Origin of the sequence: Streptomyces sp. TRM49041 (genome assembly GCF_008271805.1) — a bacterium.
In the GTDB taxonomy this organism is placed as follows: domain Bacteria; phylum Actinomycetota; class Actinomycetes; order Streptomycetales; family Streptomycetaceae; genus Streptomyces.
The window spans coordinates 55045-80236 of the sequence record NZ_VSRY01000095.1; the positions used below are offsets into that span (position 1 = coordinate 55045).

21 protein-coding genes, 1 tRNA gene and 1 pseudogene are annotated in these 25192 nt (G+C 73.0%); 11 read left to right on the top strand and 12 right to left on the bottom strand.

The features are described from left to right. Window positions 1-5: 5 nt before the first annotated feature. Complete coding sequence (locus FVS66_RS09325) at window positions 6-1619, top strand: glycerol-3-phosphate dehydrogenase/oxidase (RefSeq protein ID WP_149180548.1); 1614 nt, start codon at window positions 6-8, stop codon at window positions 1617-1619. 164 nt (window positions 1620-1783) lie between these two features. Then, window positions 1784-2455, top strand: a complete 672-nt coding sequence (locus tag FVS66_RS09330; RefSeq protein ID WP_149180628.1) for an FCD domain-containing protein — start codon at window positions 1784-1786, stop codon at window positions 2453-2455. 36 nt (window positions 2456-2491) lie between these two features. Here the strand turns inward: FVS66_RS09330 and FVS66_RS09335 are convergent. After that, window positions 2492-2572 (bottom strand): annotated as a pseudogene (locus FVS66_RS09335) (short-chain dehydrogenase); the annotation flags it as partial. Window positions 2573-2761: 189 nt separating this feature from the next. Between FVS66_RS09335 and FVS66_RS09340 the strand changes: the two are divergent. Beyond that, complete coding sequence (locus FVS66_RS09340; protein ID WP_149180549.1) at window positions 2762-3823, top strand: PAC2 family protein; 1062 nt, start codon at window positions 2762-2764, stop codon at window positions 3821-3823. A gap of 457 nt (window positions 3824-4280) precedes the next feature. Here FVS66_RS09340 and mshC read toward each other — a convergent pair whose 3' ends face one another. From mshC to FVS66_RS09360, 4 genes are all read right to left on the bottom strand, one after another. Beyond that, on the bottom strand, window positions 4281-5510 hold the full coding sequence (gene mshC / locus FVS66_RS09345) for a cysteine--1-D-myo-inosityl 2-amino-2-deoxy-alpha-D-glucopyranoside ligase (protein WP_149180550.1): 1230 nt from the start codon (window positions 5508-5510) through the stop codon (window positions 4281-4283). 121 nt (window positions 5511-5631) lie between these two features. Next, window positions 5632-6465, bottom strand: a complete 834-nt coding sequence (locus FVS66_RS09350; RefSeq protein ID WP_149180551.1) for an SCO1664 family protein — start codon at window positions 6463-6465, stop codon at window positions 5632-5634. Further along, the gene (locus FVS66_RS09355) at window positions 6429-7019 is read right to left on the bottom strand and encodes a DUF3090 domain-containing protein (RefSeq protein ID WP_149180552.1); all 591 of its coding nucleotides are present in this window, start codon (window positions 7017-7019) and stop codon (window positions 6429-6431) included. The genes FVS66_RS09350 and FVS66_RS09355 overlap by 37 nt, the downstream gene beginning before the upstream one ends. Before the next feature lie 80 nt (window positions 7020-7099). Then, window positions 7100-7786: a histidine phosphatase family protein gene (locus FVS66_RS09360; RefSeq protein WP_149180553.1), complete on the bottom strand. Its 687-nt coding sequence runs from the start codon at window positions 7784-7786 to the stop codon at window positions 7100-7102. A 62-nt stretch (window positions 7787-7848) separates the two neighbouring features. Here FVS66_RS09360 and corA point away from each other — a divergent pair, with 62 nt between their 5' ends. Next, complete coding sequence (gene corA, locus FVS66_RS09365; RefSeq protein WP_149180554.1) at window positions 7849-8832, top strand: magnesium/cobalt transporter CorA; 984 nt, start codon at window positions 7849-7851, stop codon at window positions 8830-8832. 33 nt (window positions 8833-8865) lie between these two features. On the opposite strand, the gene FVS66_RS09370 is transcribed toward corA, so the two are convergent. Both FVS66_RS09370 and FVS66_RS09375 read right to left on the bottom strand, forming a co-directional pair. Beyond that, complete coding sequence (locus FVS66_RS09370) at window positions 8866-9651, bottom strand: ferritin-like domain-containing protein (RefSeq protein WP_149180555.1); 786 nt, start codon at window positions 9649-9651, stop codon at window positions 8866-8868. A 234-nt stretch (window positions 9652-9885) separates the two neighbouring features. Next, window positions 9886-10938 (bottom strand): LLM class F420-dependent oxidoreductase, encoded by a 1053-nt coding sequence (locus FVS66_RS09375; protein WP_149180556.1) that lies wholly within the window; start codon window positions 10936-10938, stop codon window positions 9886-9888. Window positions 10939-11076: 138 nt separating this feature from the next. On the opposite strand from FVS66_RS09375, the gene FVS66_RS09380 reads away from it, so the two are divergent. Next, on the top strand, window positions 11077-12066 hold the full coding sequence (locus tag FVS66_RS09380; RefSeq protein ID WP_149180557.1) for an aldo/keto reductase: 990 nt from the start codon (window positions 11077-11079) through the stop codon (window positions 12064-12066). After that, window positions 12063-14570 (top strand): helix-hairpin-helix domain-containing protein, encoded by a 2508-nt coding sequence (locus tag FVS66_RS09385; protein WP_399225197.1) that lies wholly within the window; start codon window positions 12063-12065, stop codon window positions 14568-14570. The genes FVS66_RS09380 and FVS66_RS09385 overlap by 4 nt, the downstream gene beginning before the upstream one ends. A gap of 138 nt (window positions 14571-14708) precedes the next feature. On the opposite strand, the gene FVS66_RS09390 is transcribed toward FVS66_RS09385, so the two are convergent. Further along, window positions 14709-15380 (bottom strand): hypothetical protein, encoded by a 672-nt coding sequence (locus FVS66_RS09390; RefSeq protein ID WP_149180558.1) that lies wholly within the window; start codon window positions 15378-15380, stop codon window positions 14709-14711. A gap of 47 nt (window positions 15381-15427) precedes the next feature. Between FVS66_RS09390 and FVS66_RS09395 the strand changes: the two genes are divergently transcribed. Next, window positions 15428-15616 carry a DUF5703 family protein gene (locus FVS66_RS09395; protein WP_149180559.1) on the top strand — a complete coding sequence of 63 codons (189 nt, stop codon included), beginning with the start codon at window positions 15428-15430 and terminating at the stop codon, window positions 15614-15616. A 76-nt stretch (window positions 15617-15692) separates the two neighbouring features. Here FVS66_RS09395 and FVS66_RS34895 read toward each other — a convergent pair whose 3' ends face one another. The 3 genes from FVS66_RS34895 to FVS66_RS09410 all read right to left on the bottom strand — a co-directional run bounded on the left by FVS66_RS34895 (window position 15693) and on the right by FVS66_RS09410 (window position 18392). Further along, window positions 15693-16496: a chaplin family protein gene (locus FVS66_RS34895; protein WP_187645453.1), complete on the bottom strand. Its 804-nt coding sequence runs from the start codon at window positions 16494-16496 to the stop codon at window positions 15693-15695. Between the two features lie 149 nt (window positions 16497-16645). Further along, window positions 16646-16879: a chaplin gene (locus tag FVS66_RS09405; RefSeq protein ID WP_149180560.1), complete on the bottom strand. Its 234-nt coding sequence runs from the start codon at window positions 16877-16879 to the stop codon at window positions 16646-16648. Window positions 16880-17057: 178 nt separating this feature from the next. Beyond that, a complete protein-coding gene (locus FVS66_RS09410; RefSeq protein ID WP_149180561.1) occupies window positions 17058-18392 on the bottom strand; it encodes a M20/M25/M40 family metallo-hydrolase in 1335 nt (444 codons plus the stop codon). A gap of 170 nt (window positions 18393-18562) precedes the next feature. Between FVS66_RS09410 and FVS66_RS09415 the strand changes: the two genes are divergently transcribed. Then, window positions 18563-18650 (top strand) — tRNA-Leu (locus FVS66_RS09415). Window positions 18651-18727: 77 nt separating this feature from the next. Continuing rightward, window positions 18728-19990 carry an ROK family protein gene (locus FVS66_RS09420; RefSeq protein WP_149180562.1) on the top strand — a complete coding sequence of 421 codons (1263 nt, stop codon included), beginning with the start codon at window positions 18728-18730 and terminating at the stop codon, window positions 19988-19990. A gap of 131 nt (window positions 19991-20121) precedes the next feature. Here FVS66_RS09420 and xylA read toward each other — a convergent pair whose 3' ends face one another. After that, a complete protein-coding gene (xylA, locus tag FVS66_RS09425) occupies window positions 20122-21291 on the bottom strand; it encodes a xylose isomerase (protein WP_149180563.1) in 1170 nt (389 codons plus the stop codon). 129 nt (window positions 21292-21420) lie between these two features. On the opposite strand from xylA, the gene xylB reads away from it, so the two are divergent. Next, window positions 21421-22890: a xylulokinase gene (xylB, locus tag FVS66_RS09430; protein WP_149180564.1), complete on the top strand. Its 1470-nt coding sequence runs from the start codon at window positions 21421-21423 to the stop codon at window positions 22888-22890. After that, window positions 22887-25175 (top strand): alpha-xylosidase, encoded by a 2289-nt coding sequence (yicI, locus tag FVS66_RS09435; RefSeq protein WP_149180565.1) that lies wholly within the window; start codon window positions 22887-22889, stop codon window positions 25173-25175. The genes xylB and yicI overlap by 4 nt, the downstream gene beginning before the upstream one ends. The last annotated feature ends 17 nt before the right edge of the window (window positions 25176-25192 follow it).

A 25192-nucleotide genomic window follows, 5' to 3' on the forward strand; every position in this document is an offset into this window, starting at 1 on the left:
TCGACATGACCACCCTGCAGAGCGTCCCCACCACCCTCGGGACGCACCCGGCTGCCGGTTCACTGCCGAGCCGCGCCGAGACCCGGGAGCAGCTGTCCAAGGCGACCTACGACCTGTTGGTCATCGGCGGCGGCATCCTCGGAATCTCCACCGCCTGGCACGCCGCCCAGTCCGGGCTGCGGGTGGCCCTGGTGGACGCCGGCGACTTCGCCGGCGCCACCTCCTCCGCCTCCTCCAAGCTTCTCCACGGCGGTCTGCGCTACCTGCAGACCGGCGCGGTGAAGCTGGTCGCGGAGAACCACTTCGAGCGCCGTGCGGTCTCCCGGCAGGTCGCCCCTCACCTGGCGAACCCGCTCACCTTCTACCTCCCGGTGTACAAGGGAGGGCCGCACGGCGCCGCGAAGCTCGGCGCGGGCGTCTTCGCGTACTCGGCGCTCTCCGCCTTCGGTGACGGCGTCGGCCATCTCCTCAGCCCGGCGAAGGCCGCGCAGGACGTGCCGGAGCTGCGCACCGAAAACCTGAAGGCCGTGGCCGTCTACGGCGACGACCAGATGAACGACGCGCGCATGGCACTCATGACGGTCCGCGCCTCCGTCGAGGCGGGCGCCACCGTCCTCAACCACGCGGCCGTCACCGGACTGCGCTTCACCCAGGGCCGCGTCACCGGCGCCGAGCTGAAGGACACCGTCGACGGCACCGAGTTCGGTGTCGACGCCCGCCTGGTGCTCAACGCGACCGGTCCGTGGGTGGACCACCTGCGACGGATGGAGGACCCGAACGCGGCCCCGTCCATCCGCCTCTCCAAGGGCGCGCACCTCGTCCTGAAGCGGACCTCCCCGTGGAAGGCCGCGCTCGCCACCCCGATCGACAAGTACCGCATCACCTTCGCCCTCCCCTGGGAGGACATGCTGCTCCTCGGCACCACCGACGAGGAGTACGAGGGCGAGCCGGGCGATGTCGCGGTCAACGAGAAGGACATCGCCCAGATCCTGGACGAGGCCGCCTTCTCCATCCGCGACCAGCAGCTCGACCGCGACCTGATCACCTACGCGTTCGCCGGTCTGCGTGTCCTGCCGGGAGGCCCCGGCGACACGTCGAAGGCCAAGCGTGAGACGGTCGTCACCGAGGGCCGCGGCGGGATGCTGTCGGTGGCCGGCGGCAAGTGGACGACGTTCCGCCACATCGGCCGTACGGTGCTGAACAAGCTGGCGACCCTGCCCGGGCGCCCGCTCGCCGACGACATGGAGCCTCTCGACAGCCTGCCGAAGAAGCTCCCGCTGCCCGGCATCGCCAACCCGAACGCGGTCGCGCACCGGCTGCTCGTCGACGGCGGCACGCCCGGCCCGCGCATGGCCGCCGACACCGCCCGCCACCTGGCGACCCACTACGGCTCGCTCTCCTTCGACATCGCGCGCATGGCGTCGGAGAACCCGGAGCTGGGCGAGCGCATACACCCGGACGCCCCGGAGATCTGGGCGCAGGTCGCCTACGCCCGCGACCGGGAGTGGGCGGAGACGGCGGACGACGTGCTGCGCCGCCGTACCACGCTGACGATCCGCGGCCTGGCGACGGACGAGATCCGCGCCAAGGTCGAGGGGATGCTCGGCGAGAAGCGCTGACCGCTGAAACCTGACCCGCCCCCGAGCTCTCGGCTTTCGCTCAAGCAGGGGGGGACCCTCGGTCAGGGTCACGAGGGCGGCTCCCATCGGGGGCCGCCCTCTCGATTCTTGTACGCTCACACAGCTTATACATCGGATGTCTGAGACACATGGGGGACGACATCATGGCCGTGACCGACGAGGCGATCGAGAAGATCAAGGAAATGATCGTCTCGGGAAAGCTGCGACCCGGCGACCGGCTCCCGAAGGAGAGCGAGCTCGCCGCCGGGCTGGGCCTGTCCCGCAACTCGCTGCGCGAGGCCGTGCGCGCCCTGTCGCTGATCCGCATCCTCGACGTACGGCAGGGCGACGGCACGTATGTCACCAGCCTGGACCCGCAGCTGCTGCTGGAGGCCCTGAGCTTCGTCGTGGACTTCCACCGGGACGACACGGTCCTGGAGTTCCTCGCGGTACGCCGCATCCTGGAGCCGGCCGCGGCCGCGATGGCCGCGCACCGGATCAGCGTCCCGGAACTGGACGCCCTGGACGCCGCGTTGGACGCGCTGGGCAGCGAGCCTCCGGTGGACGAGCTGGTCGCCGCCGACCTGGACTTCCACCGGCGGATCGTGGGCGCCTCGGGCAACACGGTGCTGTGCTCGCTGCTGGACGGGCTGTCCGGGCCGACGACCCGGGCCCGGGTGTGGCGGGGGCTGACGCAGGAGGACGCGGTGGGCCGGACGCTGTACGAGCACCGGGCGATCCTGACGGCCCTGCGGGACCGCGACGCCGAGGCGGCCCGGTCGTGGGCGACGGTGCACATCGCGAGCGTGGAGCAGTGGCTGCGGGCGGTGCTCTGAGCACGGCTCTTGTCACGCGGCGGATTACGCGGCGGATTACGTGGCCGGGCGGAGCCGCAGGCCCCGCATGCCTCCGTCGACGGCGAGCGCGGTGCCGGTGACGGCCGCGGCGGCCGGGTCGAATCGCTCGGTCTCACGGCGGAGCATCGGCTCGACCTCGGATGAATCACCCCCGTCGCCCCTGGTCCGGCGCGCCCTGTGGCGGGCGGCCGATACAGCATCCGGACGTGTACAAGGGGCTGCGGGCAGGGGCCCCGCACGCCGTAAGGTTGGTTCGTACGCACGGAACTTCGGAAGGAGGCCTGGGTGATCGAGCTCGAGGGGGTTCCCGAGCTGATCGACCCGGTCATGGTGGCCGCGTTCGAGGGCTGGAACGACGCCGGCGACGCCGCTTCCACCGCGGTCGCACACCTGGAACGGGAGTGGAAGGGCGAGGTGTTCGCGGCGCTCGACGCCGAGGACTACTACGACTTCCAGGTCAACCGGCCCACGGTGTGGCTGGACGGCGGGGTGCGGAGGATCACCTGGCCCACCACCCGGCTGTCCGTGGTCCGCGTCGGCGGCGAAAAGCCCCGGGACCTGGTCCTGGTCCGCGGGATAGAGCCGTCGATGCGCTGGCGCTCGTTCTGCAACGAGATCCTGGGCTTCGCCCACGAGCTGGGCGTGGAGATGGTCGTGATCCTGGGCGCGCTGCTCGGCGACACCCCGCACACACGGCCCGTGCCGGTGAGCGGCGTGACGTCCGACCCGGACCTGGCGCGGCGGTTGGAGCTGGAGGAGACCCGGTACGAGGGTCCGACGGGCATCGTCGGCATCCTCCAGGAGGCGTGCACGCACGCGGGTGTCCCGGCGGTGAGCCTGTGGGCGGCGGTGCCGCACTACGTGTCGCAGCCGCCGAACCCGAAGGCGACGTTGGCGCTCCTCAACCGGCTCGAGGACCTGATCGACATGCGCATCCCGCTGGGCGAACTGGCCGAGGACGCCCGGGCCTGGCAGGTCGGCGTGGACCAACTCGCCTCGGAGGACAGCGAGGTGGCCGAGTACGTCCAGACGCTGGAGGAGGCGCGGGACACGGCCGAGCTGCCGGAGGCGTCGGGCGAGGCCATCGCGCGGGAGTTCGAGCGGTATCTGCGGCGGCGGGACGGCGGGCCCGGCACCGGCCCCGGTGCGCTGCCGGGAACGCCGGGGCATGCGACGGAGGGCGGCGACACCTCGTATCTGCGGGACCCGTCCAGCGGCCGTACGCGCCCGCCCAAGCCGCCGAAGCGTGAGCCGGACGGCGGGACGGACGGCGGGACGGACGGTACGCAGGACAGTGCGGCGGACGGCGAGACCGGCCCCGGGGACCGGGACGACTCCTCGGAGTAGGACGGCACGGCCCGCGACGGGGCGGCACCACGACAGCGGTGCCGCCCCGTCGCGCCGAGCACCGGGCCTCGCAGGCGGACCTCGGCTCGGACCCGGGTGACCGCCACCACGTCGGAGCGGGCGTGCGGCAGGTAGATCCGGCCGCCCCAGGCCGCGGCCGACGTCGGGACGCGGAAGAGCGGGTCGGCGCTCCGGGCGATCGGCCTGCCCCTTGTACCGGCGTCGTCCAGGCGGACCACGTCACGAGGGACAGCCGGTGGAGCTGCTGCTTGAACGAGTCGGTGAACCAGGCCGCGCCGGGCGTGAGGGCGCGACGGCCGCGCCCCGAGGTCCTCTGTGTGCGAAGGAACGTGACATGAGGCGACCGGAGGTGGCTGTCACTCCGCCTCCGTGCGTCGGCCGCCCCGGGACGTAGACGTCCCGGGGCGGCCGAGGTTTCGGTGGCGGGGCGCCTGGGCTAGAGCGCCACGCCCATCAGCGCGTCGACGGCGCGTGAGACGATGCCGGGCGCGCCCTCGTCCGTACCGCCCTCTGTCCGCTGCCGCTCGACCCAGCGGTCGACCGCGGCGAGTGCCGTGGGCGTGTCGAGGTCGTCGGCGAGCGCGTCGCGGATCTCCTCCACCAGTGCGTCCGCGGACGGCCCGTCCGGCCGGGAGACGGCGGCACGCCACCGGCCGACGCGGTCGACTGCGTCCTGGAGGACCTGGTCGGTCCACTCCCAGTCGGCGCGGTAGTGGTGGGCGAGCAGGGAGAGCCGGATCGCCGCCGGGTCGACGCCCTGGCGGCGGAGCGCGGAGACGAAGACCAGGTTCCCCTTGGACTTGGACATCTTCTGCCCGTGCAGGGCGACCATCCCCGCGTGCACATACGCCTTGGCGAAGGGGAACTCGCCGGTCAGCGCGTGTGCGTGCGAGGCGCCCATCTCGTGGTGCGGGAAGATCAGGTCGGAGCCGCCGCCCTGGACGTCGAAGCCCATGCCGAGGTGGTCGAGCGCGATGGCCACGCACTCGATGTGCCAGCCGGGCCGTCCGGGCCCGAGGGAGGCGCCGCCCCAGCTGGGCTCGCCCGCACGGGCGGCCATCCAGAGCATGGGGTCGAGCGGGTTCTTCTTGCCCGGGCGGTCGGGGTCGCCGCCGCGCTCGGCGGAGAGGGCCCGCATGGCCTCGGCGTCGTAGTGGGAGACCTCGCCGAAGTGCTGGTCGGACTCGACGGAGAAGTAGACGTCCCCTTCGAGCTCATAGGCGGCGCCCATGTCACGGAGGCGCTCGATGAGGGGAACGATGCCCGGTATCGCCTCGACGGCACCGATGTAGTGCTGCGGCGGCAGCATCCGCAGCGCCGTCATGTCCTCGCGGAACAGGGACGTTTCGCGCTCGGCGAGACTCGTCCAGTCGACACCGTCGCGGACGGCCCGCTCCAGGAGCGGATCGTCGACATCTGTGACGTTCTGCACGTAGTGGACCTGCCGCTTGGTGTCGAGCCACACGCGCTGAACGAGGTCGAACGCGTTGTAGGTCGCCGCGTGACCCATGTGGGTCGCGTCGTACGGCGTGATGCCGCAGACATAGATACGGGCGACGGGACCGGGGTCGAGGGTCACTCGTCCGCCGGTCGCGGTGTCGTGGATCCGGAGGTCGCGGCCCTTGCCGGGCAGGGCGGGGACCTCAGAAGCGGGCCAGGCATGCATGCTCCGAGCGTAACCGGACGCCTGTTCCGGATACGAACCGGATGCAGGATCATGTCCGGTTCCGCGCTCTTGCGCCCGACCTCCCCGGTGTGCTGGGGGATGGCGGCTCCGTGCGGCTCGGTCAGACCGGGGGCCAGGGGACGGCGGGCCAGTTGCCGGACGGCGCGGGGTGCCGGCCGGTGGTGTGGAGGGCGCTGACCCGGGCGCGCAGGGCGGTCACCTCCGCCGGGGTGATCAGTTGCCCCAGCCGGGTGGCCAGCGGCGCGCCCTGTGCCAGTTCCGCGTCCAGCCGGGACAGGACGTCCAGGGCCTCGTCCGGCAGCGGCTTCCCGGCCCAGCCCCAGAAGAGGGTCCGCAGCTTGTCGTCCACGTGGAACGTGACGCCGTGGTCGATGGCGTACAGCCTGCCGCCCCCCGCGGGCAGCAGGTGTCCGCCCTTGCGGTCGCCGTTGTTGATGACCGCGTCCAGCACCGCGAGGCGCCTCAGCCGTATGTCGTCGGCGTGGACCAGCAGCGCGGTGCGGCCCTCCCCGACCTCGGCATGGCCCACCGGTCGCCACCCGTCGCCGGGCTCGCCGTCCTCCACGAGCGCCAGGAGGGGCTCGGCCGCGGCGTCGGGCTCGATCCACTGCTGGACCATGCCCGGCCCGTACGGCCCGTCGCGCAGGACGGTCGGCGGGACGAGACCCCACCCGGTCGCCTCGGACACGGCGTACGCCGCGGCCTCCCGCTGGGCGAGCGTGCCGTCCGGGAAGTCCCACAGCGGCCGCTCACCCGCGACCGGCTTGTACACACAGTCGATCTCCTCGCCCTCGTACGAGACCGAGCAGAACAGCACCGCGTTGGACGCCTCACGGACCTGGCCGCGTACGGTCAGCTCGCCCTCGGCGAGCAGTTCCAGCACGTCGGGGACGGCCGTCAGGCCCCGCGGCGGTATCCGTTCTGGCGCGGACATACGTGTCCTTCCGGGTCGAGCGGCAGGCTGCACAGGGGGCACGGCGGGCGGCCGGCGTTGACGACGTCGAGGGCGCGTTTGGCGAAGGCCCTCGCCTGGGCGCCGGAGAGGCGGACGCGGAGCATCGGCGGGCCGTTCTCCTCGTCCTGGAGGAGCCGCTCCTCGGCCTCGGCGAGGTCCTCCTCGGAGTCGACGTCGAGCTCGACGAGCGCCTGCGCCTCGACGATCAGCCGCTGCTCCTCGCCGTCCCAGGCGAGTGCCATGGTGCCGACGCGGAACTCCTCCTCCACCGGCGTGTCGAGGGGCGCGCTGTCGGAGACGTCGGCGGGGGCCACGGCGGGGACCGGGGCGTTCCCGCCGGTGCGGCGCACGACCTCGTCGAGGAGTTCGTCCATGCGCTCGGCGAGCGCGGCCACCTGGGTCTTCTCCAGGGCGACGCTGGTGGTCCGCCCTCCGGCGGACGCCTGCAGGAAGAACGTACGGCGGCCAGGCAGCCCGACCGTACCGGCCACGAAGCGCTCCGGCGGGTCATAGAGGAACACCTGACGGGACACGTTCCCTCTCCCTTGATCTTGTTCTTGAGTTCGACGCCACGGCCGCCACGGCAGCGCATCCACCCTACTGTGCGGAGCGATCACGGTGCGCCCGCGCCGCCGCCCACCTCCGCGGCTCCGCCGCCGGTGTCTTCGCGGGGCGCGAGGGCGCCGAAGTCGCCCGTGTCGCCGAGGCGGACGAGGAACGGCCGGGTCCGGGTGTAGCGGATCGCGGTGACGGAGCACGGGTCGACGTGGACGCGCTGGAACAGGTCGAGATGCATGCCGAGGGCGTCCGCGACGAGCGACTTGATGATGTCACCGTGCGAGCACATCACATACGCGGCGTCGTCGCCGTGATCGGCCTCCACGCGCTCGTTCCACTCCCGTACGGCGTCGACGGCACGGGCCTGCATGGCGCGCATCGACTCGCCGCCGGGGAAGGCGGCCGCGGACGGGTGGTGCTGGACGACCTCCATGAGGGGCTCGTCGGCGAGCTCGGCGAGCTTCCGGCCGGACCAGTGGCCGTAGTCGCACTCGTTGATCCGCTCGTCGGTGTGCAGGACCAGCCCGGGCCGTGCGGCGAGCAGGGGCTCCAGCGTCTCGCGGCAGCGCTGGAGGGGGCTGCTGACCGCGAGGGCGAGCGGGACGCCGGCCAGCCGCCCGGGGAGCGCGGCGGCCTGGGCGGCACCACGCTCGTCGAGGGTGACGCCTGGGGTGCGGCCCGCGAGGACACCCGCGGTGTTGGCGGTGGAACGTCCGTGCCGTACGAGGATCAACGTCGCCATGACGGCCAGCCTAGGGCCCGTGGGGGCGTGCGTGGGACGGCGGTACGGGGAAGAATGCCGCCGTGATCGTGGACTGTGCCATCTACCGGGCCGGGCGCCGCCGTGAAGGCCCCACCGATGTCGTCGCCGCACTGGCGGAGGCGAGGGGGACGGTCGACGCGTTCCTGTGGATCGGGCTGCACGAGCCGACGGCCCAGGAGTTCGACCGGGTGTCCGAGGAGTTCGGGCTGCATCCGCTGGCCGTGGAGGACGCGCTGAAGGCGCACCAGCGGCCGAAGCTGGAGGTGTACGACGACTCGCTGTTCCTGGTGCTGAAGCCGGTGCGGTACGAGCCGCAGGGCGACAGGGTCTCCACGGGCGAGCTGATGGTGTTCATGGGCGATTCGTTCGTGGTGACCGTCCGGCACGGCGAGGGCGCGCCGCTGTCGGAGGTGCGGCGGCGGCTGGAGGCGGAGCCGGACGTGCTGCGGCACGGTCCGACGTCGGTGCTGTACGCGATAAGCGACGCCGTCGTCGACCTCTACATCGATGTGGCTGCCGAGCTGCAGGCGGACCTGGAGGAGCTGGAGGCGGATGTCTTCCAGCCGGCCGGGGGCGACGCGAAGAACACGGCGTCGCGGATCTACACGTTCAAGCGGCAGGTGCTGGAGTTCCGCCGGGCGGCGGGGCCGCTGGCCGCCCCGATGCAGCGGCTGGCGGGTGCGGGCGTGCCGTTCGTCAGCGAGGAGTCGCGGCCGTTCTTCCGGGACGTCAGTGACCATCTGACGCGGGCCAGCGAGCAGGTGGAGGGCCTGGACCGGCTGCTTTCGGACATCCTCTCCGCGCATCTCGCGCAGATGGGTGTGCGTCAGAACGACGACATGCGGAAGATCTCGGCATGGGCGGCGATGGCCGCGGTGCCCACGATGGTCGCGGGCGTCTACGGCATGAACTTCACGCACATGCCGGAGCTGCACTGGGTGTGGTCGTATCCGGCGGTGGTGGTGCTGATGGCGGTCGCGGTGGTCGGCCTGTACCGGACGTTCAAGCGCCGGGGCTGGATGTGACCGGACTCGCGGGCGCCCCTGTCGGCGTACGGGTCAGACGACGGGCGCCGTCTCGGCGGGGCCGCCGAGCGCGTCACGACGGTCGGGCATGGTGAGCGTGACCATGTGCCGCCAGCCGCCGGCCCGCTCGTACGCGTACATGGCGCGGATTCCCGCGGCGAGGGCCGCGGACTTGGCGCGGGGCCATTTCAGGATGCGGCCCATGTGGCCCATGACGGCCAGGCTGACGTCGCGGTAGATGGCGATCTCGACGAGGGTGCACTCGCGGAGGGTGCGCTGGATGGTGCGGCCGTGCCCGGCCCGGGCGAGGCGGAGCAGTTCCTCGTGGCAGTACGCGAGGTGGTTGTCCTCGTCCTGGGAGATCATGCGGATGGCCTTGCCGACCTCGGGGTGGTCCCCGAAGTTCTTGACGAGCATCTCCATCTGGTCGGCGGCGCGCTGCTCGGTGACCCGGCTGTGCGCCAGGTAGACGAGGATGTCGTGCTCGTCGAGCGGCTCGTCGCGGCGGAGCTTGTCGTGGGCGAGGCCGATGCCCGCGCGTTCCAGGAGCATGGTGTAGTCGGTCTCGGGTGGCACGGGGACCGGGTCCAGGCCGCGCTTCTTCAGCAGCGCCTGGAAGATCCGGCCGTGCTTGTCCTCGTCGGCGCCGTGCCGGGTGATCTTGGGGGCGAGATCGCTCATGCTCGGCGGTACCAGGGCGGCGATGCGGCTGTTCTCCCAGCCGCCCTGAGCCTCGCCGCTGGCCGCGATGGAACAGAACAGCTGGTAGGAGTTGTCGTTGTCGACAATTTCCTGGAACAGGCTGCGGGCCGAGAGCATCGCTGTCACCTCCACGTGTCGGCACGAGTCAAGTGCCGTCCGGGGGGCATGGCAACAGCTCAGCGCCGGTACTCCGCCGAACGGAGGAGCGCGCGGCCCGCGCGCCCGGCCGTCGGTGCGTAACCGTCGGGGCGGGTGGCGCGTTGTGCTGCGTGACGGCCGTGGCGGGGATGACCCCGAGCCCCCACCACGGCCGCAGGCTTGCCCGGACCTCGCGGACCCGCCCGGTCTCCCTCAGTCGACGAGACCGGCGCGCTCCAGCGCCTCGGTACCGGCCCGCAGGGCGGCGATCCGCTCGTCGAGGGTGAAGCCGGCCGGGGCGAGGGTGAGGGTGGTGACTCCGGCCGCCGCGTACGCGCGCATCCGGTCGGCGATCCGCTCGACGGAGCCGAGCAGGGTGGTCTCGTCGATGAGCCGGTGCGGTACGGCGGCCGCGGCTCCGTTCTTGTCTCCGGACAGGTACTTGTCCTGGATCTCGGCGGCTTCCTTCTCGTAGCCCATGCGCTGGGCGAGCCGGTTGTAGAAGTTCTGCCTGCGGCTGCCCATTCCGCCGACGTAGAGGGCGGTGTACGGGCGGAAGGTGTCGGCGAGCGCGGCGATGTCGTCGCCGACGGCGAGGGGCACGGTCGGGCACACGTCGAACCCGTCCATGGTCAGCCCGGCCTTCTCACGCCCGGCACGGATGTGCCGCAGAGCGGTCTCCTCCAGATGAGCGGCCGACGGGAAGATGAGCAGCGCCCCGTCGGCGATCTCGCCGGTCTGCTCGAGGTTCTTGGGCCCGATGGCGGCGATGTACAGCGGGATGTGCTCGCGCTGCGGGTGGACGGTCAGCTTGATGGGCTTGCCGGGGCCGCCGGGAAGGGGCAGCGTCCAGTGCTCCCCGTCGTAGCTGAGGCGTTCGCGGGACATGGCCTTGCGGACGATCTCCACGTACTCGCGGGTGCGGGAGAGCGGCTTGTCGAATGTGACGCCGTACCAGCCCTCGGAGACCTGCGGTCCCGAGACGCCGAGGCCGAGGCGGAAGCGGCCGCCGGAGAGGGAGTCGAGGGTGGCGGCCGTCATGGCTGTCATGGCGGGCTGGCGGGCCGGGATCTGCATGATGGCCGAGCCGACGTCGATGTTCTCGGTCTGCGCGGCCACCCACGAGAGCACGGTGGGCGCGTCGGAGCCGTACGCCTCGGCCGCCCAGCACACGTCGTAGCCGAGACGGTCCGCCTCCTGTGCGACGGCGAGGTTGTCGCCGTCCATGCCGGCGCCCCAGTAGCCGAGGTTGATGCCGAGCCGCATGCCGTCCCCTTTTACTGATCAGTAACGTCTGTGGTGAGCGGACTCTAGCGCGCGGGCGGCCGGTATGGCAGTGGGCCTGCCGGACGCGTTGTCCACAGGGTCTCTGCGCGTGGGCCCCCGGCCAGTAATCTCGCGGCCATGGAGCAGAGGCATCTCGGCCGTACCGGCCTGCGCGTGTCCCGGATCGGGCTGGGCACCCTCACCTGGGGGCGGGACACGGACGAGCACGCGGCCGCGGAGCAGTTGAAGGTGTTCTGGGAGGCCGGGGGGACGCTGGTCGACACGGCCGACGTGTACGGCGGCGGGGAGGCCGAGTATCTGCTCGGACAGCTGGTGGAGCGGCTGCTGCCGCGCCGCGAACTGGTCATCGCCACAAAGGCCGGCAGCGTGCCGGACCCGGACCCCGAGCGCCGCTTCGACGGCTCGCGGGGGCACCTCCTGTCCGCGCTGGACGCGTCACTGGCCCGGCTGGGCACGGACTATGTGGACCTGTGGCAGGTCCACGCCTACGACCCGTGGACACCGCTGGAGGAGACTCTCCAGGCCCTCGACATGGCCGTGACCAGCGGACGGGCCCGCTATGTGGGCGTGTCGAACTTCTGCGGCTGGCAGCTCGCCAAGGCGGCGACCTGGCAGCTGGCCATGCCCGGAACCCGCGCCCGCCTGGCCGGCACGCAGATGGAGTACTCCCTCCTCCAGCGCGGGGTGGAACGGGAGGTCCTCCCCGCGGCCCGCGACCTGGGCGTCGGCCTCCTGCCGTCCTCCCCGCTGGGGCGCGGTGTCCTGACGGGCAAGTACCGCACCGGCGTACCAGCCGGCTCCCGGGGGGCGTCCGAGCACATGGCGCCCTTCGTGGAGCCGTACCTCGACGAGTCGGCCCAGCGCGTCGTGGACGCCGTGACGACGGCGGCCGACGGTCTGGCGGTGACACCCTTGCAGGTGGCCCTGGCGTGGGTCAGGGACCGCCCGGGAGTGACGGCGCCGGTGATGGGCGCGCGCGACGCGCGTCAGCTCGCGGCGGCGCTGTCAGTGGAGAGCCTTAGTCTTCCTGACGAGATCCGCCGGGCCCTCGACGACGTGTCGGCGCCCGTGCACCGCTACCCCGACCAGGACTGGAGCACCCTGTGACCGCGCTTCCCCGGGGGGAGACCCCCGGCTCCCCGTCCGACAACGACCGGACCGCCCCCGAGCCGACCACCGGGGTGACGGATCCGCGTGGCGACACGACGGGCGACGCGAAGCCGACCGGACAGGCGGGGACGGAGTCCGGCCGCGACTCCGGCGCGGAGGCGGGCGCGGACACCGGGGCCGCCGCGGGGGCGGTCCCGGAGACCGATGCGGGCGGGCGCGCCGATGGCGCCTCCGACGTGGGGGCGACGAGCGCGCGGGGCCTTGCGGGGACGGGCGCCGAGCCGGACGCGGGTATGGGCACCGGCGCGGCAGCCGGAGCCGCGGCGGGCTCGCAGACCGACGACGCGGACGCGGACGCGGGTGCCGGGCCCGGCCGCGAGGGCGGCGAGGGGCCGTCCGGAGGCGGCGGAGGGAGCTCCGGTGCCGAGGCCGCGGCGGGCGGGGAGGCACTCGCGGCGGGTGGGCCCGATGGGGGCGAGGAGGGGAGCGCTTCGCCCTCCGGGCCCGAGGCCGAGCTGGCGGCACAGCGGGAGTTGCGGGAGCGGATCGAGCGGCGGAAGTCCGAGCGCGAGGCTCCGATCGAGAGCGGCGCCAAGCTGAGCGGCCGTGCGGCGGATCTGCTGGCGGCCGTGCGGGCGGTGGAGAGCGGCGAGAAGCCGAGCACCGCGTTCCAGGGCTCCCCCGTCCCGGAGCCCACGCCCCGGCGGATGGCTCCCGTGCCGGCCGGCGTATCCCCGCGGCCCCAGGCCGTGGCTCCCGTGGCGCCCGCGCCGCGGGTGGCGGCACCGGAGACCGTGGCCGCCGTACGGGCTGTGCTGACCGAGGGCGGCGCGCCCGAGGGGCTGGCGGTGCGGGTCGCGACGGTGCTCGGGGAGACGGCGGGCGAGCTGCTGCGCGAGGACCCGTGGCGGCTGCTGGCGGTGCCGGGCGTGCTGCCGGAGCAGGCCGACGGGTTCGCGCGGGCGCTCCTCGGCGCCGGGTGCGGGCCGGGGGACGAGCGGCGCGGCGACGCCCTCGTGACCTGGCTGCTGGAGCGCGCGGCCCGCCAGGGGCACACGGCCCTGGACGCGCCGGCTGTGCGGGCGGCGCTCGCCGAGCGGTCCGTGCCCGACCCGGAGGAGGCCGTGCGGCACGCAGTCGCCGAGGGTGCGGTGCTGGTGTTCCATGACGGGTCGGAGGACGTGGCGCAGGACGAGTCGGAGGACGAGGCGGAGGACAAGGCGGTCACCGAGGGGGGCGCGGAGCCCCTGCCCGTGCTGCTGGGGCTGGACCGGTACGCCTTGGCCGAGGAGAGCCTCGCGGACGGGCTGGCCCGCCTCGCGCGTTCCGGTCCCGACCCGCGCTGGGCGGCGGCCGAGCCGGCCGAGTTGGCCAGGGCGGTCGCCGCGCAGGGTCTGGTGGCACACACGGGCGGCGAGGCTTCGCGCGCGGAGCCGGTGGCGCTGGCCGGGGCGGCGCGCGGGCTGGGGCTGCGGGCGGCCGTGGCGGTGCACACCGAGAACGGCCGGCGGCGGCTGGGCCCCGACGTGGGGGCCGTGACGGTCGCCGCGCTGCTGTCGGGCGCGGCCGGGCCGGGACGGGACGAGGACGGGGCGCTCGCGCTGGACCTGCTGGTGGTGCTGGACGCGCCGCAGCTGGACGTGGAGACCGCGGCGATGCTCGTGGAGTCCGTACCGGACGGGTGCCGTCTGGTGCTGAGCGGCGATCCGCATGTGCTTCCGTCGGCGGGAGCGGGGCGGGTCTTCGCGGACCTGCTGGCCGCGCGGCTGTGTCCGCAGGTCGCGTCCCGTACGCCGGACCCCGGGCCCATCGGGGAGCTGGTGTCGGGCATCGGTGTCGGTGAGCTGAACCAGGTGGACGCGCCCGGCAAGGAGGTCGTGATCGTTCCGGTGCGGGACGCGGGCGAGGCGGTGCACCGGACGGTGCAGCTGGTCGCCGACTCGGTACCCCGGGCACTGGGCGTGCCTCCGGAGCGGACGCAGGTGATCACCGTGGGCCATGGAGGGTCGGCGGGGACACGGGCGTTGAACGCGGCGCTGAAGCAGCGGCTCAATCCGGGGCCCGGGCGTTTCGGCGGCTTCGATCCGGGTGATCGTGTCGCGTACGCGGTGGCGCCGGGGCGTACGGTGCAGGCGACTGTGGCTTCCGCCGACGCGGAGGGGCTGCACCTGGACTGCGAGGTCGGCGGCGGCGTGGGCGAGCGGGTGGTCGTGGCCAAGGACCGGGTGGAGTCCGTGGTGCGCCACGGCTGGGCGCTGACCGCCCACCAGGCGGCCGGGATGCGGTGGCCGGCGGCGGTCGTCGTGTTGCCGGGGGACGCGGCGCAGGGGCTGAGCCGGGCGTGGGTCTATACGGCCTTCGGCCGTGGCGAGCGGCACCTGTCGGTGGTCCACGGGGTGGACCAGGCGCTGGGGCGGGCGGTCGCGGAAGGGAGCGCGCGCGAGCGGGTGACTCGGCTGCGGGGGCTCTTGGAGACGGTGGAGGGGGCGCCCGCCGAGTAGCCGGGGTCGCCTCGGCCCCGCCGGCCGCCGACTGGCCCCGGCCGGCGGGCCGCCCGCCGGCCGGGGCGCCACACTGGGCGCCCCTCCGCACCGGCGGACGCCCCCGCCACCGGCGGACGGGTTCCGGGCGGGGAGCCGTCAGGGGAGTTCGTGGGATCTTCCTGTGGGATCTTCCTCGTAGAGTTCGTCCTCGTCGAAGACCGCGCTGACGTCGAAGCGGCAGATGACGCGGGTGGGGTCTGCCTGGTCGAAGGGGGTGCTGAGCCACTCCCCCGGTTCGGGGAGTTCGTCAGCGGCCGCCACCCACAGGGTGGAGTCGCCCTCCTCCAGGCCGAACTCCTTGTGGCGGGACGCGATCTCGTCCGGCTCGTACTCGCCGAACAGCACCCCGAGGGCCGCGTGGACGCCTGCGCCGACCGCCGCGGCGGTCCCGGACGTGGCGTCCTCGTCGGCGTCGCGGTCGGCGTCGGCGATGCGCTGTGCCTGGGCCAGCAGCCGCTGGGGTTCCGCCACGGCGTAGTCACGGCGGATCAGTACGCTCAGCGCGTTGGGCTGCCCGGGCCCCGCATACGGGGGCAGGGAGTCCTCGACACCGGGGATCTCGAAGGGGGTGACCTCGTCGTAGCGGTCGTACAGCCGCTCGTCGTACGCCTCGGCCGCGGCGGCCAGGTCGTTGAACGCGGCATAGACCTCGGGGTCGTCGTCACCGGAGCGGTTCTCGACCGCCGCCAGATGACGGTCCAGTGCGGCTTTGACCGCCTCGGCGGCGGCGCGTACCTCGGCAGCGGTGGGCTGCGCAGCATCAGACATACCGCAGACGCTATCCGTACCTGGGCCGTGCCCGCACAATAGATGCGATGCCGGAATACGAATTTGTCGACGTGTATGTGCCGCGAGGCGTCTCCCGCGGGGAGGCCACGCGGCTGCTGACCGACCAAGCCGAGTACGGGCACTGGGAGTTGGACCGTCTCACCCTGTTCCGTGACGGGAGCCGCCGGGTGCGGCTGCGGCGGCGCATCATTCGTCAGGTGCGCGCCACCTGGTAGGGGCGGAGAACGCGACGGAGCGGGGTCCGCCGCTGCGGACCCCGCTCCGTCGTGTGCGCGGACGGATGCTCTCCGGTTACGCGGACCGGCGAGCGCGGCGGTAGAGGACCGTGCCGCCGAGCAGCGCGGCCGCACCGGCCGGGGCGAGCATGCCGAGCGCGGCGGAGCCGGTCTGGGCCAGCTCGTCGTCGCTGCCGACGCCCTGCGGAGTGGCTGCGTTCGGCTCGAGCGGGGAGCCGGAGTCGCCGGGCGTACGGGACTCACCGGGGTTGGCCGGGTTGGCGGGCTCGCCCGGGTCGACGGGGGTAGCCGGGTCGACCGGAGTACCCGGGTCGACGGGGGTGCCCGGGTCGACCGGAGTACCCGGGTCGACCGGGTTGCCCGGGTCGACGGGGGTGCCCGGGTCGACGGGGGTGCCCGGGTCGACCGGGCTGCCCGGGGTGTTCGGGGTCGTCGAGCCGTTGGCGCAGCCGTTGCCGAAGGACGGGTTCAGACCGCCCACCACGTCCACGCTGTTGCCGCAGGCGTTCACCGGCACGTTGACCGGCGCCTGGACGTTGTTGCCGGACACGACACCCGGCGAGTCGCTGGTCGAGCTGCTCGCGTGTGCGCCGCTCGCGTTTGCGCCGCTCGACCCGTTGGCGCACGTGTTGCCGAACACGGGGTTGAGCACCCCGACCACGTTGACGGTGTTCCCGCACGCGTTCACCGGCACGCTGACCGGCACCTGCACCGAGTTGCCGGACACGACGCCGGGGGAGTTGGACGCGACCCCGTCCGCTCCCGCGCCGTTCGTCGCTTGTGCGTAGCCGCCGCCGAGGGCGAGCACGCCGCCCGCCGCCGCCACAATGGTCAGGCCTTTGCGCGTGACCTGTCGCATAGCTTGTTCCTGCCTTCTAGGCTTCCGAATGCCTCCGAGCACCTCGCGCGGAGGACGAACACCCACCGGCCCCGGAGCGCATGGCGCGCGCTCCGAGGCCGACCGGGCTCAGACCCTCACGGGTCGAGACTCAACGCCTCGGCGAGAGCTCAGGCGTTGGCGCAGGCATTGCCGAAGGCGGGGTTCAGCAGGCCGATGACGTCGACCGTGTTGCCGCAGGCGTTGATCGGTACGTGGACCGGCACCTGGACGACGTTGCCCGAGATGACACCAGGGGAGCCGACCGCCCCACCCTGGGCGCCCGCGTCGGCGACGGCCATGCCCGCGCCGGCCAGCACCAGACCGCCGGTGGCAGCCGCAGTCGCGACAACCTTCTTGATCATTGTTCCTCCTTGTTGGCAATGCGGTCCCAGCCGCGGACCGCACCACCTGTAACGAGAGGAAGCCAAGCGGGCTACGAGGCAGCGACCCCGTTCACCCTTTTCGGTCAGACGTGCACACGCGGGCGATTGTTGGAGCGTCGTTTCAGACGACTTTCAGCTCGCGTATCCCGGGGTCCCCTCAGCTGGCGTCGATGAACCGGTCCAGGACCCGCGCACCGAACTCCAGGCCCTCCACGGGCACGCGCTCGTCGACGCCGTGGAACATCCCGGCGAAGTCGAGCTCCGGCGGCAGCTTGAGCGGTGCGAAGCCGAAGCAGCGGATGCCCAGGTCGTCGAAGGACTTGGCGTCGGTACCGCCGGAGAGCATGTACGGCACGGCCCGGGCGATCGGGTCCTCGGCCCGCAGCGCCGACTGCATGGCGTCCACCAGGTCGCCGTCGAAGCTGGTCTCCAGCGCCTTGTCCGCGTGTACGTCCTCGCGCTTCACGCGCGGTCCGAGCAGCCGGTCGAGGTCGGCGAGGAACTCCTCCTCGTACCCGGGCAGGAACCTTCCGTCGACATGGGCGGTGGCCTGGCCTGGGATGACGTTCACCTTGTAGCCCGCGCCGAGCATGGTCGGGGCCGCGGAGTTACGGAGCGTGGCGCCGACCATCTTGGCGATACCGCCCAGCTTGGCGAGAGTGGCCTCCATGTCCTCCGGGTCGAGCGGTGTGCCGATCGCGTCGGACAGCTCGTCCAGGAACGACCGTACGGTCTTGGTGACCCTCACCGGCCACTGGTGCCGGCCGACGCGGCCCACCGCCTCGCACAGCTCCGTGATGGCGTTGTCGTCGTTGGTCATGGAGCCGTGCCCGGCGGTGCCCTCGACGGTCAGCCGCATCCAGTGCATGCCCTTCTGCGCCGTCTCGACGAGATACAGCCGCAGCTTCTCGTTGACCGTGAAGGAGAAGCCGCCGACCTCGCCGATCGCCTCCGAGACGCCGTCGAAGAGCTCGGGGTGCTTGTCGACCAGATAACGGGCGCCGTATGTGCCGCCCGCCTCCTCGTCCGCGAGGAACGCCAGGACGATGTCGCGCGGCGGCTTCCGGCCGCTGCGCATCCGGTCCCGTACGACCGCGAGGGTCATCGCGTCCATGTCCTTCATGTCGACCGCGCCGCGGCCCCAGACGCACCCGTCGGCGATCTCGCCGGAGAACGGGTCGTGCGTCCAGTCGGCGGCGTTGGCGGGGACGACGTCGGTGTGGCCGTGGATGAGGAGCGCGGGCCGCGATGGGTCCTCGCCCTCGATCCGGGCGACCGTGGAGGCGCGGCCCTTGTGGGACTCGAAGATCTTGGGCTCCAGGCCCACCTCCGCGAGCTTCTCCGCGACGTACTCGGCGGCGGCGCGCTCGCCGGGGCCGGAGTGGTCGCCGTAGTTGCTGGTGTCGATACGGATGAGCTCGCTGCAGAGGTCGACGACCTCGCTCTCGGCGGTGGCGCCGGGGCCGGTCCTGGCCTGGTTCGACACGCTCACGCTGGTTCCTCCCGCGTCGGTGCTGTCGGTGCTGGTGGTCTGGCGCCATCCTCCTCCCGACGGGGCGCCCGGCCCAAGGGCACCCGGGGGCGGGGGCGTGATCGGGCACGCCGAATGTTTGCTATGGTTTTCCACGTCGGAACGGCCCAGGGCCGCGAGACAGACACCTTGTCCGGGTGGCGGAATGGCAGACGCGCTAGCTTGAGGTGCTAGTGCCCTTTATCGGGCGTGGGGGTTCAAGTCCCCCCTCGGACACCACGCGAAGACCCCAGTCCTTCTGGGGTCTTTCTGCTGTTGCGCTGATGTGCTGGTGCGCTGCTGCTCTGCGAGAGGCGATGAAGAAGACACTGGATCCGCTGGAGCCCAAGGCCGACAAGGCCACCGTGCGGCGGCACAATCTGAGCCTCGTGCTGCGGGCCGTGCACGACGAGGGCGAGGCCACCCGGGCGGCGGTCGCGGCACGGGTGGGCCTGACGCGGGCGGCGGTGTCGTCGCTGGTCGAGCAATTGCTCGGCAGCGGTTTTCTGACCGAGTCGGGCAAGACCTTCAGCGGGCAGGCGGGGCGGCCGGGGACGGCGCTGCGGGTGGCGCGGACCGGGCCGGCCGGGCTCGGCGTCGAGATCAACGTCGATTACGTGTCGGTGTGCGTCGTCGACCTGGCCGGTACCGACCGTGTGCGCCTCACCGAGCATCTGGACAACCGGGATGTACCGCCCGGTGAGGTGCTGGCGCGGGCGGCCCGGATCGCGGCGCGGACGCTGGAGTCGGCGGGCGAGCAGGAGCTGCGCCCCGCCGGGGTACGGCTCGCGCTGCCCGGCCTCGTGTCCGGGGGCACCGTCCGGCAGGCGCCCAACCTGGGCTGGAACCAGGTCGCGGCGGAGGACCTGTTCGGGCAGGCCCTGGGCGCCCTGCGGCCGGGGCTCGGGGATCTGCCGGTCGGCTCCGAGAACGAGGCCAACGCGGCGGCGCTGGCCGAGCTGTGGTTCGGGGACGGGGACGGGGACGGGACCGCGGCGGGACGGACGCGGGCGCGGAGCTTTCTGTACCTGTCCGGTGAGATCGGCGTGGGCGGCGCCGTCGTCGTCGAGGGGGAGCTGCTGCGCGGGGCGCACGGGTTCGCCGGAGAGATCGGGCATGTGGTGGCGGAAGCGGAGGGCCCGGAGTGCCGGTGCGGTTCGCGGGGCTGCCTGGAGCAGTACGCCGGGCAGGCCGCGCTGCTGCGGGGCGCCGGGATCGACGAGGACGCGGGCGGGCCGGGGGTCGCGGAGCTGGAGCGGCGCGCGGCGGCCGGCGACGCCCTCGCGGTCGCGGCGCTGGAGCGGGCGGGGCGGATGCTGGGGCTCGTGGTGTCGGGCGCGGTGAACCTGCTGGACCCCGAGGCGGTGGTGCTGGGCGGCGTGTTCCGGCCGCTGATGCCGTGGCTGGGTCCGGCGGCGGACGGTGAGCTGAGCCGACGGGTCGTGTCGGGGCTGTGGCCGGCGGGCGGCGGGCGGCTGCGCGCGTCGTCCTCGTCGGGGGATGCGGCGCGGGGCGCTGCCGCGCTGGTGGTACGGGACGTGGTGACCGATCCGGTCGGGTATGTGGCGCGGGTGGGGTAGCCGGGGTCGTCCGTCTCCTGTCCCGCCCCTCCGTCTCCTGTCCCGCCCCTTCCCGAAACCGGGGGCTCCGCCTCCGGCCCCCCGTTTCGCGCCTGCCGGCGCTTGAACGGCGGAGGTCGGGGGCGGGCCGCTCAGCGGGTGGCCAGGAGGTGTTCCATCGCCAGCTGGTCGAGGCGTTCGAACGCCATGGAGCGCCGGGCGGCGGCCTCGACGTCGAAGCTCTCGTACGCCTTCGGGTCGGCGAGCAGGGCCGCCAGGCCGTCCTCGGCGGTGGGCCGTGCCAGCTCGGGGAGGCGGGAGGCGGCCAGCGCCTCCTGGACCTCCGGGTCGGCGCGGAAGGCGGCGGCGCGCTCCTTGAGGACGAGGTAGTTGCGCATGCAGGCGCGGGCGGACTCCCAGACGCCGTCGAAGCCGTCGGTGCGGACGGGCTTGAAGTCGAAGTGCCGGGGGCCCTCGTAGCCGGCGGTCTCCAGGAGGTCGACGAGCCAGAATGCCTGACGGAGGTCGCCGGCGCCGAAGCGGAAGTCCTGGTCGTACTTGATGCCGGACTGGCCGTTGAGGTCGATATGGAAGAGCTTGCCCGCCCACAGGGCCTGGGCGACGCCGTGCGGGAAGTTGAGGCCGGCCATCTGCTCATGGCCGGTCTCGGGGTTGACGCCGACGAGCTCGGGGCGCTCCAGGCGCTCGATGAAGGCGAGGGCGTGGCCGACGGTGGGCAGCAGGATGTCGCCGCGCGGCTCGTTGGGCTTGGGCTCGATGGCGAAGCGCAGATCGTAGCCCTGCTCGGTGACGTACTCGCCGAGCAGGTCGAACGCCTCCTTCATGCGGTCGAGGGCGACGCGGACGTCCTTCGCGGCGCCGGACTCGGCACCCTCGCGGCCGCCCCAGGCGACGTAGATCCCCGCGCCGAGCTCGACGGCGAGGTCGATGTTGCGGAGGGTCTTGCGGAGCGCGTAGCGGCGGACGTCGCGGTCGTTGGCGGTGAAGGCGCCGTCCTTGAAGACGGGGTGCGTGAAGAGGTTGGTGGTGGCCATGGGGACCTTCATGCCGGTGCGGTCGAGCGCGTCACGGAACCGCTTGGCGGCTGCGTCGCGCTCGGCCTCGGAGGAGCCGAACGGGATGAGGTCGTCGTCGTGGAAGGTCACGCCGTGGGCGCCGAGCGCGGCGAGGCGCTCCACGGACTCGACCGGGTCGAGGGCCGGGCGGGTCGCGGCGCCGAACGGGTCGGCACCCCGCCAGCCCACGGTCCACAGACCGAAGGTGAACCTGTCCTCGGGGGTGGGGGTGAAGCGGTCCGGCATGGTCACTCGTCCCTCGACTCGGATATTTGTTTGCTTTGATTACTAATAGCCCACACAGCGGCTCCCGCCAAGAGGGCGCGCCCGCCGCGGCTCTGGTGCCATGGAATTTGTTTTGTGTACGATCAAAAGATGGACTCCCTAGTCATCGGCGTGGACAGCTCCACGCAGTCGACCAAGGCGGCCGTCGTGGACGCCGCATCGGGCAGGCTCCTCGCCGTGGGCCGCGCTCCGCACACCGTGACCGGAGAGGGCGGCGCCCGGGAGAGCGACCCCGAGCAGTGGTGGGCCGCACTCGCGGAGGCCGTCGCAGCCGGTCTGAGGGAGGCCGGGGCCGAGCCAGCGGCGGTCACCGGGATCGCCGTCGCCGGGCAGCAGCACGGGCTCGTCGTACTGGGCTCGGACGGCCGTCCGTCGCGGCCCGCCCTGCTGTGGAACGACACCCGCTCCGCCCCGCAGGCCGTCGCCCTCACCGACGGACTCGGCGGCCCCGACGCCTGGCTGCGGCGGACCGGTTCCGTGCCCGTGGCCGCCATGACCGCCGCCAAGTGGCGGTGGCTGTGCGAGAACGAGCCCCGGGTCGCCGCGGCCGCCGCCGGCGTGCGGCTCCCCCATGACTTCCTGACCGAGAGGCTGTCCGGGGCCGCCGTCACCGACCCCGGCGACGCGTCCGGGACGTGCTGGTACTCCACCGCGACGGGCGCCTACGACGCCGAGTTGCTCGACCTGCTGGGCGTGGACGCCGCCCTGCTGCCCGAGGTCGCGCCCACGGGCGGCACCCGGGTCGGCACGCTGACCGCCTCGGCGGCCGACACGCTCGGGCTGCCCGCCGGGGTCGCCGTCGCGGCCGGGACCGGCGACAACATGGCCGCCGCCGTCGGGCTCGGCCTCGGCGCGGCCGGGCTGCTCGACCACCCTGCCTTCTCGCTCGGCACGTCCGGCACCGTGTTCGCGGCCACCCGGGTCCGCCCCGCGACCGCCGCGCTCGCCGGTTTCGCCGCCGCCGACGGCCACGGCACGTACCTGCCGCTGGGCTGCACCCTCAACTGCACGCTCGCCGTCGACAAGGTGGCCGCGCTGCTGGGCCTGGACCGCGAGGACGCCGCGCCCGGCGGCGAGGCCGTCCTCCTCCCGTACCTCGACGGCGAGCGCACCCCGGACCTGCCGGGCGCGTCGGGGCTGCTCACCGGGCTCCGCCACGCCACCACGCCGCAGCAGTTGCTCGGCGCCGCCTACGAGGGCGCCGTCTTCGCGCTGCTGCGCGCGCTGGACGAGCTGCCCACGGCCACCGGCGCCGGTGACGCGCCGCTGCGGCTCGTCGGGGGCGGCTCCCGGGGCCGCACCTGGGTGGAGACCGTGCGCCGGCTCTCCGGCCGGGCGGTCGTCCTGCCCCGTACGACCGAACTCGTCGCGCTCGGCGCCGCCGCGCTCGCCGCGAGCGCCGCGACCGGGGACGACCCGGTGGCCCTCGCGGGCGTCTGGCGGACCGGCGAGGGCGAGACGCTGCCGCCGGTCGAGCCCGACCGTGCCACCCTTGACCGGATCGCCGCCGTACTCGACCGGGCGACCCCCGCTCTCCTCACCACACAGGGACATCGATGAAGTTCACCGACGGCTTCTGGCTGACGCGTGACGGCGTCCGCGCCTCGTACGCCACCGAGGTGCGCGATCTGCACGTCGGCGACGACCACTTCACCGCGTACGCGGCGGTCGAGCGGGTCGAGCGGGTCGAGCGGGTCGAGCACCGGGAGCACACGCTCGACTCGCCGCTGCTCACCGTGGAGTGCTTCTCCCCCGCCGAGGGCGTGATCGGCATCCGCACCACGCACCACGCGGGGAAGGCGAACCACGGGCCGGAGTTCGTGCTGCCCGGCGACGACACGGGCGGCGGTGGCTTCGCCCGTACCCGGCGGGAGGGCCCTGTCACGGAGCTGACCAGCGGGCCGCTGACCGTACGTCTGGACCGGGACGGGCCGTGGGGGCTAACCTTCCTGGACGCGGACGGGCGGCGACTGACCGGGGTGGAGTCCAAGGGCACGGCCTTCGTCGTGGACGCCGACGGGGCGCACCACATGGTCGGGCAGCTGGCGCTGGCGGTGGGCGAGAACGTCTACGGGCTGGGCGAGCGGTTCACGCCGTACGTGAAGAACGGCCAGACCGTCGACATCTGGCAGGCGGACGGCGGCACGAGCAGCGAGCAGGCGTACAAGAACGTGCCCTTCCACCTGTCCTCGCGGGGCTATGGCCTCTTCGTCAACCACCCGGGGAAGGTGTCGTACGAGATCGGCTCCAAGTCGGTCGGCCAGGTGCGGTTCAGCGTCGAGGACCAGTCGCTGGAGTTCTACGTGGTGGCCGGGCCGAAGCCGAAGGAGGTGCTGGCCCGGTACACGGCGCTGACCGGGCGGCCCGCGCTGCCGCCGGCGTGGTCGTTCGGGCTGTGGCTGACGACGTCGTTCCGCACGTCGTACGACGAGGAGGCGGTCACGTCGTTCGTGGACGGGATGGCGGAGCGGAAGATCCCGCTGTCGGTGCTCCACTTCGACCGCTCCTGGATGCGCGAGTACCAGTGGTCGGACTTCCAGACGGACCCGGAGACGTTCCCGGACCCGGAGGGCATGCCGGCCCGGCTCAAGGAGCGCGGCCTGCGGATCGGCATGTGGATCAACCCGTACATCGGGCAGAGGTCCACGCTCTTCGCGGAGGGCGCGGCGCTGGGGTATCTGGTGAAGCGGCCGAACGGCGACATCTGGCAGCGGGACCTGTGGGAGGCCGGGACGGCGCTGGTGGACTTCACCAACCCCGACGCGCGCGCCTGGTTCCAGGCGAAGCTGAAGGTGCTGCTCGACCAGGGCGTCGACTGCTTCAAGACCGACTTCGGCGAGCGCGTCCCGACCGATGTGGTGTGGTGGGACGGCTCCGACCCGGAGCGGATGCACAACTACTACGCGCAGCTCTACAACCAGTGCGTCTTCGAACTCCTGGAGAAGGAGCGGGGGGAGGGCGAGGCCCTTCTCCTCGCCCGGTCGGCGACCGCCGGCGGTCAGCAGTTCCCCGTGCACTGGGGCGGAGACTGCTTCGCGTCGTTCGAGGCGATGGCCCAGTCGCTACGGGGCGGTCTCTCGCTGAGCCTCTCCGGGTTCGGGTTCTGGAGCCATGACATCGGCGGGTTCGAGGGCACGCCGGAGCCTGCGGTCTTCATGCGGTGGCTGGCGTTCGGGCTGCTGTCCTCGCACAGCGGGCTGCACGGCAACACGTCGTACCGGGTGCCGTGGGAGTTCGGGGACGAGGCGGTGGAGGTCGCCCGGCAGTTCACCGAGCTGAAGCACCGGCTGATGCCGTACCTGTACGGCGCTGCCGTGGAGGCGCATCGCATCGGGGTGCCGCTCATGCGGCCGATGCTGCTGGAGTTCCCGGACGATCCGGGGTGCCGGGCGCTGGACCGGCAGTACATGCTGGGCCCCGATCTGCTGGTCGCGCCGGTGTTCTCGGCGGACGGCGAGGTCGAGTTCTATGTGCCGGAGGGTGTGTGGACGCACCTGCTGACCGGCGAGACGGTGACCGGGCCGGTGTGGCGTCGCGAGACGCACGGGTTCGCGAGCCTGCCGCTGTATGTGCGGCCGGGGGCCGTGCTGCCGCTGGGCGCGGACGACCAGCGGCCGGACGGGGACTGGCTGGAGGGCCTGACCCTGCTGGTCCAGCCGGACGCGGACGGGGTCTCGGTGACGGTCCCGGACCTGGCGGGGGCGGAGGCGGCGGCGTTCGCGGTCGTACGGGACGGGGGCGCCGTGCGGGTCACGGCGAGCGGCACGGACCGGCCGTTCCGGGTGCGGGTGCCGGGGGCGGGGTCCGCCCGGGGTGCGGGGGAGGTTGTCGTGCCGCTGCGGTGAGGCGGCTGGAGGGTGCG

What these genes read in the sequence shown, in the direction of transcription:
- FVS66_RS09325 (WP_149180548.1), top strand. Translation starts at nt 6, where the DNA reads ATGACCACCCTGCAGAGCGTCCCCACCACCCTCGGGACGCACCCGGCT.
- FVS66_RS09330 (WP_149180628.1), top strand. Translation starts at nt 1,784, where the DNA reads ATGGCCGTGACCGACGAGGCGATCGAGAAGATCAAGGAAATGATCGTC.
- mshC (WP_149180550.1), bottom strand. Translation starts at nt 5,510, where the DNA reads ATGCATGCCTGGCCCGCTTCTGAGGTCCCCGCCCTGCCCGGCAAGGGC.
- FVS66_RS09350 (WP_149180551.1), bottom strand. Translation starts at nt 6,465, where the DNA reads ATGTCCGCGCCAGAACGGATACCGCCGCGGGGCCTGACGGCCGTCCCC.
- FVS66_RS09360 (WP_149180553.1), bottom strand. Translation starts at nt 7,786, where the DNA reads ATGGCGACGTTGATCCTCGTACGGCACGGACGTTCCACCGCCAACACC.
- FVS66_RS09370 (WP_149180555.1), bottom strand. Translation starts at nt 9,651, where the DNA reads ATGCTCTCGGCCCGCAGCCTGTTCCAGGAAATTGTCGACAACGACAAC.
- FVS66_RS09375 (WP_149180556.1), bottom strand. Translation starts at nt 10,938, where the DNA reads ATGCGGCTCGGCATCAACCTCGGCTACTGGGGCGCCGGCATGGACGGC.
- FVS66_RS09380 (WP_149180557.1), top strand. Translation starts at nt 11,077, where the DNA reads ATGGAGCAGAGGCATCTCGGCCGTACCGGCCTGCGCGTGTCCCGGATC.
- FVS66_RS09390 (WP_149180558.1), bottom strand. Translation starts at nt 15,380, where the DNA reads ATGTCTGATGCTGCGCAGCCCACCGCTGCCGAGGTACGCGCCGCCGCC.
- FVS66_RS09395 (WP_149180559.1), top strand. Translation starts at nt 15,428, where the DNA reads ATGCCGGAATACGAATTTGTCGACGTGTATGTGCCGCGAGGCGTCTCC.
- FVS66_RS34895 (WP_187645453.1), bottom strand. Translation starts at nt 16,496, where the DNA reads ATGCGACAGGTCACGCGCAAAGGCCTGACCATTGTGGCGGCGGCGGGC.
- FVS66_RS09405 (WP_149180560.1), bottom strand. Translation starts at nt 16,879, where the DNA reads ATGATCAAGAAGGTTGTCGCGACTGCGGCTGCCACCGGCGGTCTGGTG.
- FVS66_RS09420 (WP_149180562.1), top strand. Translation starts at nt 18,728, where the DNA reads ATGAAGAAGACACTGGATCCGCTGGAGCCCAAGGCCGACAAGGCCACC.
- xylA (WP_149180563.1), bottom strand. Translation starts at nt 21,291, where the DNA reads ATGCCGGACCGCTTCACCCCCACCCCCGAGGACAGGTTCACCTTCGGT.
- xylB (WP_149180564.1), top strand. Translation starts at nt 21,421, where the DNA reads ATGGACTCCCTAGTCATCGGCGTGGACAGCTCCACGCAGTCGACCAAG.
- yicI (WP_149180565.1), top strand. Translation starts at nt 22,887, where the DNA reads ATGAAGTTCACCGACGGCTTCTGGCTGACGCGTGACGGCGTCCGCGCC.